At 49.8% G+C, this 16721-nt stretch carries 15 protein-coding genes and 1 pseudogene; 8 read left to right on the top strand and 8 right to left on the bottom strand.

The genetic code is table 11. The annotated features are described in order from the left end of the window. Positions 1-145 precede the first annotated feature (145 nt). Both I0P70_RS15430 and I0P70_RS15425 read right to left on the bottom strand, forming a co-directional pair. A pseudogene (locus I0P70_RS15430) lies at positions 146-889 on the bottom strand (ABC transporter ATP-binding protein); the annotation flags it as partial. Positions 890-962: 73 nt separating this feature from the next. Continuing rightward, positions 963-1694: an ABC transporter permease gene (locus I0P70_RS15425; protein WP_196119715.1), complete on the bottom strand. Its 732-nt coding sequence runs from the start codon at positions 1692-1694 to the stop codon at positions 963-965. A 116-nt stretch (positions 1695-1810) separates the two neighbouring features. On the opposite strand from I0P70_RS15425, the gene I0P70_RS15420 reads away from it, so the two are divergent. The 7 genes from I0P70_RS15420 (at position 1811) to dnaN (ending at position 8754) form a co-directional block, all read left to right on the top strand. Further along, positions 1811-2518 carry an SDR family oxidoreductase gene (locus tag I0P70_RS15420; protein ID WP_196119713.1) on the top strand — a complete coding sequence of 236 codons (708 nt, stop codon included), beginning with the start codon at positions 1811-1813 and terminating at the stop codon, positions 2516-2518. Positions 2519-2578: 60 nt separating this feature from the next. Further along, a complete protein-coding gene (locus I0P70_RS15415) occupies positions 2579-3292 on the top strand; it encodes a hypothetical protein (RefSeq protein WP_196119711.1) in 714 nt (237 codons plus the stop codon). Between the two features lie 57 nt (positions 3293-3349). After that, complete coding sequence (locus I0P70_RS15410) at positions 3350-4054, top strand: SDR family oxidoreductase (RefSeq protein WP_196119709.1); 705 nt, start codon at positions 3350-3352, stop codon at positions 4052-4054. A gap of 124 nt (positions 4055-4178) precedes the next feature. Continuing rightward, positions 4179-5090 (top strand): gliding motility-associated ABC transporter ATP-binding subunit GldA, encoded by a 912-nt coding sequence (gene gldA / locus I0P70_RS15405; protein WP_196119707.1) that lies wholly within the window; start codon positions 4179-4181, stop codon positions 5088-5090. Between the two features lie 9 nt (positions 5091-5099). Beyond that, positions 5100-5828: a gliding motility-associated ABC transporter permease subunit GldF gene (gene gldF / locus I0P70_RS15400; protein WP_196119705.1), complete on the top strand. Its 729-nt coding sequence runs from the start codon at positions 5100-5102 to the stop codon at positions 5826-5828. Then, the gene (gene gldG, locus I0P70_RS15395) at positions 5822-7522 is read left to right on the top strand and encodes a gliding motility-associated ABC transporter substrate-binding protein GldG (protein ID WP_196119703.1); all 1701 of its coding nucleotides are present in this window, start codon (positions 5822-5824) and stop codon (positions 7520-7522) included. The genes gldF and gldG overlap by 7 nt, the downstream gene beginning before the upstream one ends. Before the next feature lie 107 nt (positions 7523-7629). Beyond that, positions 7630-8754 carry a DNA polymerase III subunit beta gene (gene dnaN / locus I0P70_RS15390; protein WP_007654541.1) on the top strand — a complete coding sequence of 375 codons (1125 nt, stop codon included), beginning with the start codon at positions 7630-7632 and terminating at the stop codon, positions 8752-8754. An 86-nt stretch (positions 8755-8840) separates the two neighbouring features. On the opposite strand, the gene I0P70_RS15385 is transcribed toward dnaN, so the two are convergent. After that, a complete protein-coding gene (locus I0P70_RS15385; RefSeq protein ID WP_196119701.1) occupies positions 8841-9875 on the bottom strand; it encodes an endonuclease/exonuclease/phosphatase family protein in 1035 nt (344 codons plus the stop codon). 77 nt (positions 9876-9952) lie between these two features. Between I0P70_RS15385 and gldC the strand changes: the two genes are divergently transcribed. Next, on the top strand, positions 9953-10294 hold the full coding sequence (gene gldC / locus I0P70_RS15380) for a gliding motility protein GldC (RefSeq protein ID WP_196119699.1): 342 nt from the start codon (positions 9953-9955) through the stop codon (positions 10292-10294). Between the two features lie 75 nt (positions 10295-10369). On the opposite strand, the gene I0P70_RS15375 is transcribed toward gldC, so the two are convergent. From I0P70_RS15375 to guaA, 5 genes are all read right to left on the bottom strand, one after another. Further along, complete coding sequence (locus I0P70_RS15375) at positions 10370-10816, bottom strand: hypothetical protein (RefSeq protein WP_230392229.1); 447 nt, start codon at positions 10814-10816, stop codon at positions 10370-10372. A 213-nt stretch (positions 10817-11029) separates the two neighbouring features. Next, complete coding sequence (gene dcd, locus I0P70_RS15370) at positions 11030-11566, bottom strand: dCTP deaminase (RefSeq protein ID WP_007654526.1); 537 nt, start codon at positions 11564-11566, stop codon at positions 11030-11032. Positions 11567-11792: 226 nt separating this feature from the next. Further along, the gene (hemL, locus tag I0P70_RS15365) at positions 11793-13091 is read right to left on the bottom strand and encodes a glutamate-1-semialdehyde 2,1-aminomutase (RefSeq protein WP_196119695.1); all 1299 of its coding nucleotides are present in this window, start codon (positions 13089-13091) and stop codon (positions 11793-11795) included. A gap of 74 nt (positions 13092-13165) precedes the next feature. Next, a complete protein-coding gene (locus I0P70_RS15360) occupies positions 13166-14869 on the bottom strand; it encodes an ABC transporter substrate-binding protein (protein ID WP_230392228.1) in 1704 nt (567 codons plus the stop codon). Between the two features lie 163 nt (positions 14870-15032). Next, positions 15033-16562, bottom strand: a complete 1530-nt coding sequence (gene guaA, locus I0P70_RS15355; RefSeq protein WP_196119693.1) for a glutamine-hydrolyzing GMP synthase — start codon at positions 16560-16562, stop codon at positions 15033-15035. Positions 16563-16721 lie beyond the last annotated feature (159 nt).

Raw genomic sequence — 16721 nt, 5'->3', positions numbered from 1 at the left:
TAGCGGCAGGACCATCGGGGTTTTCAGGCTGCGGCTCGTCCCGTGTTTCCACTGTTTCTTCAGAAGGAGCCTTCTCTTTGCCCTGTGAAGCTACCTGACCATTGTGCCGGCGTTCTTCCTCCTCTTCGCGCTCTTCGTCTTCTACCTTCTTGGCATCGCGCATCAGTCGGTTAGCAAAGATGAACTCGTTGAGCTCATGAATGTCTGTGTCCATGATCTCGTCGCGGGTGCCTTCCCAGAGCTTTTTGCCTTCGTAGAGGAACATGATCTTATCACCGATCTCTATTACAGAGTTCATGTCGTGTGTTACGATAATGGTGGTGATATTATACTCCTCGGTGATTTCCTTGATCAGTTCATCGATCTTCATGGCAGTTTGCGGATCGAGCCCAGAGTTAGGCTCGTCGCAGAACAGGTAGGTACAGTGCGGTGCAATGGCGCGGGCTATACCTACACGCTTTTTCATACCACCGCTTATCTCCGAGGGCATTTTCTTGTTAGCACCCTCCAATCCCACACGTTTCAGACAGAAGTTTACCCGGTCCATACGCTCCTCCTTGTTCATGTCGGTCAGCATCTTAAGTGGAAACTCCACATTCTGCTCTACCGTCATGGAGTCGAACAGGGCAGACCCCTGGAAGAGCATACCGATCTTGCGGCGGATCTCCTGGCGGATGTCAAGTTTGTTGTTGGTAAAGTAGGTCCCGTCGAAGGTCACGCTCCCAAGGTCCGGCTTGATCAGGCCCACGATGCACTTAAGCAGCACGCTTTTGCCGGTACCGCTGGCGCCAAGCAGCAGATTGGTTTTGCCCGTCTCAAAGACGCCGCTCACACCGTCCAGCACTTTCTTGCCGTCAAAAGCTTTGTGTATGTTGTGTATTTCAATCATGATGATTCTTGTATTCGGGAGCTAAAAGCAAAGACGCGAAGAACTCCTGTAAATTTTTTAATGGCCAGCAACCCTACAGTAAGATGTATGCCAGCACAAAGTCTCCAATCAGGATGGCAATCACACTGTTCGTTACGGCAGCCGTACTGGCTGCCCCAACTTCCAGGGCTCCGCCTGAGGTATAGTAACCGCGAAAAGAGGAGATGGACGAAATCAGAAAAGCAAACACCACTGACTTGATCAGCGCAAATGTGATGTTATAAGGGATAAACTGGTCGCGTATACCTGTAATGTACTCCTGAGGCGTTAGCTCACCTGAAAGCGTTCCAGCTAAATAACCGCCCAGTATGGAAAGGAACATGGCCAGAATCACCAGCATGGGGAAAACCAGGATAGCAGCTACTACCTTCGGCAGAACAAGATAAGAGGCCGAGTTGATACCCATTACTTCCAGGGCATCTACCTGCTCGGTGATCTGCATGGTGCCCAGACCGCCAGCGATGCTGGAGCCGACTTTACCAGCCAGTACAATAGAGGTAATAGTAGGAGCCAGTTCCAAGATTGTCATTTCGCGCACCATGAAACCGATGGTGGAACGTGGGATGAACGCATTGTTGAGGTTGTAGGCAACCTGCACGCAGGTAACCGCCCCGATAAAGGTGGAAACTATGGCAACGATGAATATAGAGTTGATGCCGATCAAAATAGCCTCGTCGACGGTGCGGCCGAACAGAATCTTGGCGGATTCTTTACGGGTGAAGAGGCTTTGCATGAACAGCAGGTATTTCCCAAAGGATTGTAGCATACAGGCGTTACGTGTTAAACAAGGTATTAAACGTGTTTCTAAACAAAAATACTGTTTAAATGCCTATATTACGGTTAAATTTTGAAAACGTATTATCTAATATCTATATAGAGCACATGCAGCAGTATATTTTGGTGACAGGTGGCACAAAAGGCATTGGCAGGGCCGTAATTGAACAATTTGCAAAAGAAGGATTTCATATTATTACTTGTTCAAGAAACGAGAAAGACCTGAAAAAGCTGAAACTGGAAATTGAGGAGCGCTATACCTTTTCCAAAGTGTTCTACCAGGAGGCTGATCTGAGCGACATGGGCTCACTCAAAAACTTTATCTCCTATGTGAAAGGCCTTGAGGTCAAGATCGAGGTGATTGTCAACAACAGTGGGCTGTTTATACCTGGCAAAGTGCATGAGGAGGACGATGCGGCGCTTCCGATGATGATCAACACGAACCTTTACAGCGCCTACTACATCACCAAGGCCTTTGTGCTGGATATGAAAAAGCGCAGGAGCGGGCATGTCTTCAATATGTGCTCCACGGCTAGCATCACACCCTACACCAATGGTGGCTCTTACTGTATTTCCAAATACGCCTTGCTCGGGATGTCAAAAGTATTGCGTGAGGAGATGAAAGAGCACGGTGTTCGTGTAACGGCCATTCTGCCAGGTGCAACCCTGACGGCAAGTTGGGAAGGTGTGGACCTGCCGCCTGAGCGTTTTATGCGGGCCGAAGACGTGGCCATGGCCATTTACGGTGCCTATGCCATGTCACCTAACAGTGTAGTGGAGGAGATCCTGATCAGACCACAGTTAGGGGATATTTAGCACAGGAGAGTGAAGTGGGTATGCAGGGTTGATTTGAATCAGAAACAAGCTTATACCTATATGAAAAAAGTATACCTGCTTTTGCTTGCGCTAGGTAGCGCCACCCTGTCTTTCGGGCAGAAAATGGAGTACAGTGTGCAGCTTAACTCCGGACTCTCCAAGTTCGGAGGCGAGTCAGCTGGCAGCACAACTTCAATGGTTATAAATGATACCTGGGGCAGTTCTCCAATGGTGATCAACCCGTATGGCAGCAGGTATAATTTGGCCCTTGGAGCCAGCCTGCAGGCACAATACGTCACTTCGAATGGCTTTTTATTTGGCACACAGGCAGGTTACGAGCAATTGCGCACACGGGCTAAAATCGATAGAGCCCACGGCTACTGGTCACACAGCTCTTCTCTGAACCATCCGGCAGACGGAAATGCTGTCATCATAGCAGATTATATCAATCTGCAGCCTTACATAGGCTGGCGGGTGAAGCAAAGCCCGGTTGATCTGGACCTGACCCTGGGTACTGACATCGCATTTAATCAGCAAATGAAAGAGCGATCGGAAGCGACATTGGAGGACGGGACCGAATTCAAAATAAGAAGAGACCGTAGCGAGTCGATCACGGACTTCAGACCGCGACTGGGTGTAACTGGTTATCATGGGCACTTTGGCCTCTCTTTGAGCTATGCACATGGCATCAAAAATTACAAGGCTAATATGGATGGCGCCAACATGAAGCTATATACCCGTACGTTCCGTTTAGGACTACTGTATCGGCTCTAGCAGGAGTCAGACAGGGATAAAACAAGTAATTGATACTACATCGAAATAAATATCACTATGAAACTGGAAAATAAGATAGCCGTGGTAACCGGCGTGAGCAGAGGTATAGGACTGGCAGCCGTGCATGCGCTGCTGGAGCAGGGTGCGAAGGTTGCAGGCTGGGGCAGAACAAACCCGGAGGTACAGCACGAGCGCTTTGAGTTTGTAGAATGCGATGTACGCCGCGCCGACTCGGTGCAAATGGCCTATAAGCATACCGTAGAGCATTTTGGAGGCCAGATCAGTGTGCTGGTGAACAACGCCGGCCTAGGTCGCTCGTCTACGCTGGAAGACCAGGACCTGGACGAATGGCACCTGATGTTCGACACAAATGTGCACGGACTTTTCTATTGCTCCCGTCTGGTGGTGCCGGGTATGAAAGAAATGGGAGAGGGGCACATCATCAATATCTCATCCATTGCTGGCACGACAGGTATAGAGCAGATGTCAGCTTACTGCGCCACCAAGCATGCGGTGCGTGGTATTTCGCACTCGCTTTACAAAGAGGTGCGCGACTATGGCGTAAAGGTTACCTGCATCTACCCTGGTTCGGTGCAAACCAATTTCTTTGACAACATCGATAGCGTAACTGTGAATGATAACATGATGCGCCCGGAGGATATCGCCTCTACCATCATACATTGCCTGGAGTCGCACGCCAACTACCACCACGTAGATATTGAGGTGCGTCCGCTGATGCCGAAAGGCCGGAAACAGGTATAGCCATAATGTGGAACAGCTTTTGTAGCTTTGCAAACCCTAATTAATGGATAATTAATAATGGTGAATGAATAATGAAAGGCAATGCTGATGCGTCATTATTCATTATTCATTAATCATTACAAACATGTCAGTTGAAGTAAAAAATCTTACCAAGCTATTCGGGTCGCAGCGGGCTGTCGATGATATTTCATTTTCGGTCTCACAGGGACAGATACTGGGCTTTCTGGGGCCTAACGGTGCTGGTAAGTCCACTACCATGAAGATTGCGACCTGCTACCTGCCACCAAGTGCGGGTACCGTGCTGGTGGCCGGCTATGACGTGTTGCAGGACCCCATTGCAGTGCGCCGCCATGTGGGTTATCTGCCGGAGCACAACCCCCTATACCTGGACATGTATGTGCACGAGTACCTGCAATTTGTGGCGTCGGTTTATGGTCTGAAGGGCCGCAGGTCGAAGGAGCGGGTGCAGGAGATGGTGGAGCTATGTGGACTCACCCTAGAGCAGGGCAAGAAGATCGGAGCCCTCTCTAAGGGCTACCGGCAGCGGGTTGGTTTGGCGCAGGCGCTTGTGCACGATCCGCAGGTACTTATTCTGGACGAACCCACTACCGGCCTTGATCCGAACCAGATCGTGGAGATACGGTCACTTATCAAGCGCATCGGGCAGGACAAAACCGTAATCTTCTCGACTCACATCATGCAGGAAGTAACCGCTATTTGCGACCGTGTTGTGATCATCAACAGGGGTAAACTGGTAGCGGACAGTGACGTGGCTAGTCTGCAAGCCGGCTCCCGCAATGAAAAAACAACCTTGGTGGAGTTTGAGCAGCCTATACCTGTGGAGGCCCTAGAGCAAGTACCGGGTGTACTGACGGCTACACTAATAGAGGGCGCCACCTATCGGGTCGTTTCACGCAAGGAGACCGATATCCGCGCTACCCTTTTCCGAGTGGCTGCCGAGCGCAACTGGCCGCTGGTAGGGCTGCGCCATGAGGAGAACTCCCTTGAAAAGATTTTCCAACAACTGACGAAGTAGGTATACCTGATGCTCGCTATACTTAAAAAAGAATTTAACGGCTTCCTGAACACCCTGATCGCTTATATCGTGATCACAGTTTTCCTGGTGGCCATCGGCATGTTCATGTGGGTGTTCCCCGAGAGCAACGTGCTCGACTATGGCTTTGCCGATATGCAGACGCTGTTCAACATGGCACCCTGGTTGTTTTTGTTCCTGATCCCGGCTATCACCATGCGTACTTTTGCCGAGGAAAAGCGGGAAGGCACGATTGAACTGCTGCTCACAAAACCGATCTCAGACCTAAAATTGATCCTGGGCAAATACTTTGCGGCGCTGCTGCTGGCGCTGTTTGCACTTATCCCTACTTTGATCTACTACTACACCGTGTATGAACTCGGCAACCCGCAGGGTAACGTAGATTCCGCTGCGGTGGTGGGGTCATACCTGGGGCTAGTGTTTCTGGCGGGTGTTTTTGCGGCGATCGGCGTATTTGCTTCTTCTGTTTCGGACAACCAGATCATTTCTTTCGTGATCGCAATTTTCCTGTGCTACATCATTTATGCCGGCTTTGAACTGATCGCCTCTATACCTGTCTGGGGCGGGTACGGCTACTTTATCAGCCAGTTGGGTATAGAATATCACTACACGGCCATCAGCAAAGGGCTGATCGACTCGCGTGACGTGCTGTACTTTCTGAGTGTGATTGCCATCATGATTCTTTCCACCAAACTTGTATTGAGCAGCAGAAAATGGTAACAGAGCAGGCAACGACACATAAGAGCAAGCGCAGCCGCGACCTGACCCGCTTTCTGATCGCGTTAGCGGCCATTGTGCTGCTCAACATATTAGCGGCCAACTTCTTTTTCAGGCTCGACCTGACTGAGGACAAACGCTATACCATTTCGCCGGTTACAAAGCAGATGCTGGCAGAGTTACCGGAGCCGGTATTTGTAGAGGTATACCTGGAAGGCGAGTTTCCGGCCGGATTCAAGCGGCTACAGCAGTCTGTGCGAGAGACGCTGGACGAGTTCCGCATCTACTCAGGCGGCAACGTGCGGTATGAGTTCATTGACCCGAATGATATTTCTGACGAGAAGCAGCGGGGGGAGTTCTTTCAGAAACTGGCTCAGGCAGGTATACAGCCAACTAATCTTCGTGCCAACGAAGGCGGCAAACAGGTAGAGCGACTGGTATTTCCGGGAGCGCGTGTAATGTACAAAGGCAAAGAGACCGGCGTAATGCTTCTCAAGGGCAACCTGGCCGCTTCACCAGACGAACGTCTGAACCAATCAGTGGAGGGGGTGGAGTACGAACTGGCTACGGCGATTCGTAAAATGGCCTTCCAGGGCGGCAAAACCATCGGCTATATCAGCGGACAGGGGCAGTTGGAGACACAGAACGTAACCGATTTGCTGGGCTCTCTGCAGGAGTTCTACCGCGTAGCCCGCGGCGAATTGCGCGACATACCTACACTGCAGGGCCTGGACCTGATCATCATCGCCAAACCAACCGAGCCTTTCAGCGAAGCCGATAAGTATAAGATCGACCAGTTCATCATGAACGGAGGGAAGGCGGTGTTCTTCGTAGATGCCCTCAATGCCAACATGGATAGCGTAGGGGCAGGCGGTATGTTCGCCATGCCTTATAACCTCAACCTCGATGACCTGTTTTTCCGCTACGGTGTGCGCCTGAACCCGACCATGATCATGGATCTGAATTCTGGCTTTATACCTATCGTGACAGGCTATACCGGAGAGCGACCACAGACGGAGATGATCAACTGGCGTTTCTATCCGTTGCTCAACACCTTTGCCAAGCACCCAATTACCCGCAACATCGACGCGGTTTATTCCAAGTTCATCGGCACGATGGACACGGTACGGGCTGATGGTATACACAAAACACCACTAGCCTTTACCTCTGTTTATTCCCGTGTGATGCAGGCGCCGGTGCCACTTACACTTGAAGAAGCCCGTATGGATGTAAAACCGGAGCAGTACCAGGCGGGACCTCAGCCAGTAGGGTATTTGCTGGAAGGTGCCTTTACATCGCTCTTCCGTAACAGGAGAGCGCCTGAGGGGGCTGCTGATCAACAGGTGAAAGAGGCGGGCGTACCGACCAAAATAGCAGTTTTCTCGGATGGTGACCTGGTGCGCAACGATGTGAATCCACGTACGGGGCAGGCTTACGAGCTGGGTTTTGACAGGTATAACAATGTGACATTCGCGAACCGTGAGTTGGCCATGAATACAATTCACTACCTGCTCGACTCTGAAGGGCTGATCAACGTACGAAGTAAGGAAATACAGTTAAGGCCGCTGGATAGGGTGCGCGTGAAGGAAGAGCGTACCTACTGGCAACTACTCAACATCGTAGCACCGATCGTGCTGCTGGCCCTGTTTGGGGTGCTGCGCTACTACCTGCGCAAGCGTCGCTACGAGCGCTTCTGATTTTTTTGTCCTGTATGTAAAGAAAATGTGAAAAAGCGGGGCCATGGCAGGTAGCATAAATGCGAAAAATTTTTAACTTTGTCCAAATAACATTATAGCTATACATAATGAAATTTATCGTCTCTTCCTCTGCTCTTTTGAAGCAGTTAGCCAGCATAAACGGTGTGGTAACCAACAACCCGGTGGTTCCTATCCTCGAGAACTTCCTGTTCGAGATCAACGACAGCACCCTCACCATCACAGCCAGTGACCTGGAAACTTCCATGATCACCGAACTGCAGGTAGAGGCGAAGGAGAGTGGCCGCATTGCTGCCCCTGCCAAGATCCTGATTGAGACGCTGAAGAACCTGCCAGACCAGCCGGTGACTTTCACGATCGACGAAGAGACCTATACCATTGAGATCAGCTCTGCAAACGGACGCTACAAGTTGTCAGGTGAGAACGCAACCGACTTCCCGCGTGTACCGGTGGTGAAAGGTGGCAGCGCCATCGAGATTCCTTCGAACGTGCTGGCCCGTGCCATTAACAAGACCATCTTTGCGGTTAGCAACGACGAGCTTCGTCCAGCCATGACGGGCATCTACGTACAGTTGCGTCCTGATAATGTAACGTTCGTAGCAACAGACGGTCACCGCCTGCTGCGTTTCCGTCGTACGGACATCGCTACCAGCCAGGAAGCTTCTCTGATCATCCCACGCAAGGCTTTCACGCTGCTGAAGTCTACGTTGCCATCTGAGGCGACTGCCGTGCGTATGGAGTTCAACCAGTCCAACGCTTTCTTCAGCTTTGACAATATCCGCATGATCTGCCGTCTGATTGACGAGCGTTATCCGGATTACGAGAACGTTATACCTGTACAGAACCCGAACAAATTGGTGATTGACCGTTCTGCTCTGTTGAGCTCTGTGCGTCGTATCTCTATCTATTCAAATAAAACCACGCACCAGATTCGTCTGAAACTGTCAGGTTCTGAGCTGCAGGTATCTGCCGAAGACCTGGATTTCTCAAACGAAGCAAACGAGCGTCTGACTTGCCAGTATGACGGCGAGGACATGGAAATCGGCTTCAACGCGAAGTTTTTGATCGAAATGCTCAACAACATCGACGCCGACGAAATCTCGTTTGAGCTGTCTACACCGAACCGTGCCGGTCTGTTGATGCCGCTTGCAAATGAAGATAATGAAAATGTTCTGATGCTGGTGATGCCTGTAATGCTGAACAATTACGTATAAGAAGATAATTTCTCCTAATGCAGAAAGGCGGACCGTTATGGTTCGCCTTTCTTGTTTTTAGAGCATCGCCTATTTAAGTGTATAGCCTACTTTTGCAGCTTGATGTATACCGGGAAGTGGTCGCTATACCCGCCGATGTATAATGTGCCTGACCAAGTCTGGCGCGGCGTATCCTTATACCTGCCGAATGTGAACTTAGCAAACTCCGGATCATGGATGAAGGCAGAGCCGTGAGCGTAGTGCAGACCACCTCTGGTATTCAGAAGCGACTTGGAAACCAGGATCTGATCACGCATTTTGTTGTCGTTGCGGGTGTGGAAACTGCCGCGGCCCTGTACGTACCACAAATAAAAGGTGTTGAACAGCTCTTCGTTGTAGGACGGATCAGGGCGTCCTGTGGCCTTTAGCACCTTTTCCATGTTGGCGGACTTCGGCTCATCCGTAAAATCACCCAGCACGATTATTTTGGCATCCCTGTCCGTTTTCTGCTGTGCATCCAGCTGCCGTCTGAGCTCTGCTGCTGCGTCTCTTCTGCGGGCGGTGCCGAGCGTCGCGCTGCCACGATCTTCCGGCCAGTGTGTTACATAAACCGTTACAGGCTCGCCTGCCAGCGTACCTTTTACCTGCAGTATACCCCGTGAGCTAAAGCCCTTTTCGGAGAACTGAATTGGTAGGTTTGTGTGCGCCGTTGGCTTGAAAACTCTGGGATTGTACAGCAGGGCCACATCCAGTCCCTCGGGGTCGGGGGAATCGTGATGAATGATATTGTAGCGGCGTTTGCGAAGAGGAGAGGAGCCGACCAGGTCCTCTAACACCTGACGGTTTTCTACTTCGCTGACACCTAGCAGGTCAGCACCGTTTTTGCCCCCAATGGACTCAATGACTTTCGCAATGTTGCGAATTTTGGTCTTATACCTGTCCTCGTCCCATTGCATGATGCCGTCAGGCGTGAAGCCGTCATCATCAGTTTTGGGGTCATTCTTAATATCGTAAAGTTTCTCGGTGTTATAAAAAGCGACAGTATATAGTTTCGTTTTTTTAGTTGAAGAGGTTAAGCTGGCACATCCTGAAAGGATGGTCAGGCTAAAAAGAAAGAAGAAGGTTTTTATTCCGTAGCGCATCGCGTAACTTTGTACTTGGTTTGAGTATTCAAGCATAGTACGAGATATATATAGCACAAAGTTTAACAGAAACGAAAATGAAGAAGTCAGAGATATACTTTAGCATCGCGCTGGACGAGCAGCGTGTACCAGAAGCCATCAGCTGGAGAGCCACCGACGCAGGTGAGAAAATCCATTTTGCGAAGGCTATCAACATTTCCCTGTGGGACCGTGATGAAGCTGGCACCATGAAAATTGACTTGTGGACAAAGGACATGCCTATTGATGAAATGAAGTATTTCTACATCGATACTATTGGTGCTATGGCCCAGAGCATCGCTACGGCTACTAGTGATAAGGTAATGGCCGACAAAATGCGTGCACTTTGCGAGGACTTGATGAAGCATGTAGAAGAGGAACGCAAGAAGAAAAGTAACTAGACTAGTCCCAGAGTCCTATAAACAATGAAAGCCACCCTTAGAGGTGGCTTTTATGCTTTTATTTAATAAGTCAAATTAGTTTACGTTTGAGGCAGTCGAGTTTTCAGTAGCTTTTTCATTCGTGGCCAGGTTCTGAGAACCTTCCTCATTCAGGCTTGCCATAAACTCACGGTCTACTTTAGAGTATACTTTACGGTCACCGAAGTAATCGTTGTACTGCACAGTGCTCAGGATGTCTTCAAACTCCAGGTCACGGGAGGCCAGTACTGCTTTGCACTTCTCTGTGATCAGTTGCTCGTTACCTTCGTGCTTCTGCTCAATCTCAGTGATCTGGGCAGCTACGTCCAGGTTAATCTCTCTAATCTTATTGGCCTGGTAGTTATTTAAACGAAGCTCACGAATCATCTGGTCAGTGAGGTGGTTGGCACGCTTCTCAGCAATCACTGTTACATTATTACCTGTAGCAAATGCGCCGTATACGGTTCCGAATACCATCAATGTTATTACCAGTAGCTTTTTCATAATCTTAGTGTTTTTGGTGTTTTCAATGCTTTTCATTCTCTCCTGAGGCATTGTAGTTTTAAAACGCAGGCTACCGTGAAATGATTCCGGCATTTAAAAATTTTCCTGCTTGCCTTTCAGTGTCGAATACGTGTAATATAGTGCAGGAATTATGCCAAAAAAGGCCAAATAAGCTAATATTTGACCTTTTTTTAATATTTTTTTAGAGGCAAATTACCATTCGTTGCGCCACATCATCGATTCGACAGGCTTGGTAGTGCGGTTGTTATACTTGGCATTGTCTTTACTATTATAATAGTTTTCAATGCCGCCTTTTACTTCAAAATAAATCAGCTGGCCGATTGGCATGCCGTGATACACACGCACCTGCTGCGTCACCGAAATTTCCAGAGTCCATGTATTGCAGAAGCCTACATCGCCTTTACCTGCCGTCGCATGGATGTCGATGCCAAGGCGACCTACGCTTGACTTGCCTTCCAGAAAAGGAACGTGTGCATGTGTTTCGGTATACTCCAGGGTGACGCCCAGGTATAGCGTATTAGGCTGCAGGACAAATCCCTCCTCCGGGATTTCAAAGACATCAATCTGGTTGTGCTGACGGGCGTCGAGTACTTCGTCGCGGTAAGTGGCCAGGTAGCGGCCCAGGTGTACGTCATAAGAGTTGGTACCAAGGCTGGAGCGTCTGAACGGCTCAATTAAAATAGTGCCTTTCTCAACCTCTTCTAAAATCTGCTTATCTGTAAGAATCATGGGGGTGCAATGTTATGACCGTAAAAGTAAGCAAAATGGGCGAATTGTTGATTGTGAATTAGCTGAATAGTTAAATGGCTGATTAATTTAAAGGCTAACGGGAGGGGGATAGAAGTGCTGACGTTAGGAGCCATGCCTGCCTGCATAAAGTGGTCTGGCTATACCTTCAAAAATAACGGCAGCCCTGGTATGGGCTGCCGTTTCTTTCTTTATTCTAAGGTATAAGTTACTGTTGTACCGCTTCCTGAAGCGCTTCCCGGTTTGCCTGTAGGTACTCTTGCACCAACTCATCGGTGATGGCAGTAGATACGAACAACGATTCATATTGGGAAGGAGCAAGGTATACGCCGCGCTGCAGCATACTGTTGAAATAGCGACCAAACATGGCTGTATCGGATGACTTAGCACTTTCAAAATCGGTAACAGGCTGCTCCGTAAAGAAGATGCTGAACATAGAGCCTACATGGTTGATGGTGAAGTTCATCCCCAGTTCCTGCATGTTCTGCTTCATGCCGTTTACCATTTTGGTAGTTGTCTGCTCCAGGTTCGTGTATACCTCCGGATGGCCTTGCAGGTACTGCAGCATGGCCATACCTGCCGACATCGCAATTGGGTTACCGGAGAGCGTACCCGCCTGGTAAACCGGGCCGGCTGGCGCTACAAAGTTCATGATCTCTTTCTTGCCACCATAAGCGCCTACTGGCATGCCGCCGCCGATGATCTTACCCAACGTAGTCATATCTGGCGTAACGCCGAACAACTGCTGCGCTCCACCCGGTGCCAGACGGAAACCGGTCATCACTTCGTCGAATATTAGCACGATACCCTCTTTGGTACAAAGGTCACGCAGGCCCTGCAGGAAACCTGCATCAGGTAGTACTAAGCCCATGTTACCAGCTACTGGCTCTAATATGATAGCTGCTACCTGATCTTTGTTAGCCTCTACCAGTGTCTTCACAGCCTCCAGGTCATTGAAAGGTGCCGTGAGCGTATCAGCCGCCACTCCCTTCGTTACACCTGGGCTATCCGGTACGCCAAGGGTGATGGCGCCACTACCAGCAGCGATCAGGAAAGAGTCGCCGTGGCCATGATAGCAACCTTCGAATTTGATCATTTTGTTGCGGCCGGTATAGCCTCTGGCCACACGCACTGCCGACATGGTAGCCTCGGTGCCGGAGTTTACCATGCGTACTTTCTCGATTGAAGGTACCATGTCCACGATCAGCTCTGCGATTTCAATTTCTTTGCGGGTTGGCGCCCCGAAAGAAAGCGAATTAGGTATAGCCTGCTGCACAGCTTCCTGCACAATTTCAGCAGCATGACCCAAAATCATAGGTCCCCAGGAGTTGATGAGCTCGATGTAGCGGTTGCCGTCCTCGTCGAACATATAAGGACCTTTGGCCGATACCATAAAACGTGGATTGCCGCCCACAGCTCTGAAGGCTCGTACAGGAGAGTTTACCCCGCCCGGTATGGAGTGCTGCGCACGCTGAAAAAGTTCTTCGCTGATTGGTGCTATTTTCATAATTCTGGTTTCTTTGAATTTAAAAGCAATGATATGGGCAGGGTGCTATACCCTGATGGGTAATGCCAAAAGCATTAAAAGATCGGATTTACGACAGTTAGTTGCAGGTTTTCCAGTTTGGTAATCGGGATATACTGGTTGTCGCGGCGCACTTCATTAAGAGCTGCACGATCGGTATAGCCTATACCTTTGTAAAAAACACCTGGACGGAGTCCCTCTGAGCCAAGCGCCAGGTTGAAACGCGGACCGTAATTTTGGAGCAGTGTTCCGAAATAATACATCATTTCAAAGCCGGCGTAAGCATACTGCGAGGGTGGCATGTTATACCTGGCCGCATACCGCTTACGGAAGTGACGCGCTGCCGAACTCATCTGGTCGATGAATTTCGGATTTACAAAGTAGATCTCCAGATCGTCTAACTGGCGCAGGGTCAGCTGCCCTATACCCAGCCACTTTTCGAATGTAACGAGTGGCAGCGTGGCCGCTCTGGACTGCAAGGTACTAACCGTGTTTGCCGCAGCCGTCATCTGATCTGAGAAAACAGCCAGGTGACCAACATTCTCCAGTTTCAGGTCTTTGAAAACAGTGGCGGTGGCAGAGCTCTGTGTAGAGTTTATTTTTTTAAAAGCTGCAATTTTACCCCCCAGCTTCAGGAACTGCTCGCGGTAATGCTGGCTAAAAGCGATGTCATCTTTGTTGTCTTCATACAGAATGACAGCCGTTTTAGGCTCAAAAGTATGGTAAGCGTAGGTAGCAGCCTGTCGTGCCTGCGTCGCTACCGAAGACTCAAACAGAAAAATGTTGGCGTTATCGGCAGCTACTTCCAGGTCCTGGGTAAGCGGGTTGACTACATTTACATTATTCTGTGAAGCAAAACGAGCCGCAATCTTGGCTGATGACCTGTAAACTGGGCCGATAACCAGATCCATGCTTTTGAGCTCCGAAGTTTCCAGGATTCGCTTGACAGCAGTTGTGTCGGTGCCTGCATCGTAAGCATACAGGTTAATGTTGATACCCTGGCGCTTCAGGGAGTCCTGCGCCATCTTCATGCCCGCAAAGAGGTCGGTGGCAAACTGATTCTTACGTGCTGCCTGTCCCAGGTCTTGGTCCAGCTGAAACGGCATCAGTGCTGCTACATTATAAGCCTGTTTGCGCATGGCATTGGCACTCAGGTAGCGGTTGCGATCCAGGCGGTGCTTCGAAACAATGCTTTCCAGCGTAGTTCTATCCTCAGGACGATACCAACCAGCCAGTAACTTGTCAGCATAGGTTTGTGCGACAGCTTTATCATCCGGATAGCGCTGCAGTAACTGCTCAAAAGTTTCGCGGTCGGTAATGCGCATCAGGTAGTGACGCTTCAGGTTTTCGGCATCGGCCTGCAGTTTAGCGGAGCGCAGGCTGCTTAGTTCAGCCAAAGCCTGCTCATATTCACCTTGCTCAAACAACACATTAGCCAGTAGGTAACTTGCTTCAGGTTGATTAGGCCAATTGGGGTGCTGGCCCTGTAGCTGCTGCAGCATACGGCGGGCTTCCGGCATTTTGTTTGCCTTGAGGGCCGCTATAGCATACAGGTAAGAGGCTTCTGGAGCATATTGATTTTTGGGGCCAGCCTGCGTGATAGGTAGCAGCTCAGCCATGGCCTTATCGTAGCGCTCCTGCTCTATCAGTACCTTGCCATTGCTATAGGTCGTGCTATAATCCTGCTGGGCCTGTGCCGGTAGCGCAAGCACAGCCATTAGCAGCACACCCGCTGCATGCTTCAATAAGCTTCTCTTCATCTTGTTTATTTTTGATTGAGCGAGGTTTTAAATGAGTGAATGAGTGATTTAGCGAATGAGTGAATTGATAAAAACAGTATTTGAATGACTCATTTACTGTTTAGCGCACAACTCGATTCATTACTATTCACGCAATCACTCATTCAAAACTCACTCACTAATACTATTCCCACTCGATGGTTGCCGGTGGCTTCGAGCTGATATCGTATACGACGCGGTTTACGCCTTTTACTTTGTTGATGATCTCGTTTGATACATCGGCCAGGAACTCATACGGCAAACGGCTCCAGTCTGCTGTCATGCCGTCGATGGATGTCACAGCACGAAGGGCCACTACGTTTTCGTAAGTACGCTCGTCGCCCATTACACCAACTGATTGCAAAGGTGTCAGGATAGCGCCTGCCTGCCATACTTCGTCATACAGTCCTGATTTTTTCAGGTTGTTGATGAAGATATGGTCTACCTGCTGCAGCACATGTACCTTCTCCGGTGTGATGTCACCCAATATACGGATTGCCAAACCAGGGCCAGGGAAAGGATGGCGACCCAGGATAGCATCATCTATCTTAAGTGTCTTACCTACCAAACGCACCTCGTCTTTGAAAAGTGTTTTGAGTGGCTCTACCACTTTCAGTTTCATAAAGTCAGGCAGACCGCCCACGTTGTGGTGCGATTTGATCGTAGCTGAAGGACCTTTCACGCTCAGCGACTCAATCACGTCCGGGTAGATAGTGCCTTGTGCCAGCCATTTCACGTCTTCAATCTGATGCGCTTCGTCGTCGAACACCTCGATAAACACACGGCCGATCGCCTTGCGCTTGCCTTCGGGGTCAGAGATGCCGGCCAGTGCTGCATAGAAGCGGTCTTTGGCGTCAACACCTTTCACGTTCAGACCCATGTGCTTGTATGAATCAAGCACAGTCTCGAACTCGTCTTTGCGCAGCAGGCCATTGTCTACGAAGATACAGTACAGATTTTTGCCGATTGCCTGGTGGATCAGCATGGCCGCCACACTGGAGTCAACCCCGCCAGACAGGCCAAGCACAACCTTATCATTACCCAGCTGCTCTTTCAGTTCAGCAACTGTGGCATCTACAAACTGCTCCGATGTCCAGTCCTGCTGGCAATCGCAGATATGCACCACAAAATTGCGGAGCAGGGTCTTGCCTTCGTCAGAGTGCGTTACTTCCGGGTGAAACTGAATGCCGTAGGTCTCCTGGTCACGCAGCTTGTAAGCAGCTACACGCACCGTTTCAGTACTGGCTATTACTTCAAAATTGTCTGGAATTTCCTTGATCGTATCACCATGTGACATCCATACCACCGAACCCGGGGTGAGTTCTTTCATCAGGCGGTTAGCGGTGTGCAGCTCCGTAAGTCTGGCACGACCGTATTCGCGAATGGTGGATGGGGTTACTTCGCCCTGGTGCTCGTAAGCGATCAGCTGTGCGCCGTAGCACACGCCCAGCAAGGGGAGCTTGCCCATAAACTGGCTTAGATCAATAGTAGGGTGTTCGTGGTCGCGCACCGAGCAGGGGCTGCCCGATAGAATAACGCCTTTGACATCTTCCGTTAGTTCCGGAACATTATTGTAAGGGTAAATCTCACAATACACATTTAGCTCGCGCACCCGTCTTGCAATCAATTGGGTGTACTGGGAGCCGAAGTCGAGAATCAGTATTTTTTCTGGCATGCGCAAAGGTAAGGTGTATTAGGCTTTTTTGCCAAAAATAGGGGAGATATGTTTTGAGGAGTGCTAGGAAGTAGGTTTTTTTGATTCCCCAGCGGGGACTGCTATGGCGCGAGCGTCCTCGCTCGTGTTTACTATGGTGGGGCCTCTGGCCCAGGTATA

This window comes from Pontibacter sp. FD36, from assembly GCF_015686655.1.
GTDB lineage: Bacteria > Bacteroidota > Bacteroidia > Cytophagales > Hymenobacteraceae > Pontibacter.
This window is presented reverse-complemented; position numbering and strand designations above follow the sequence as displayed.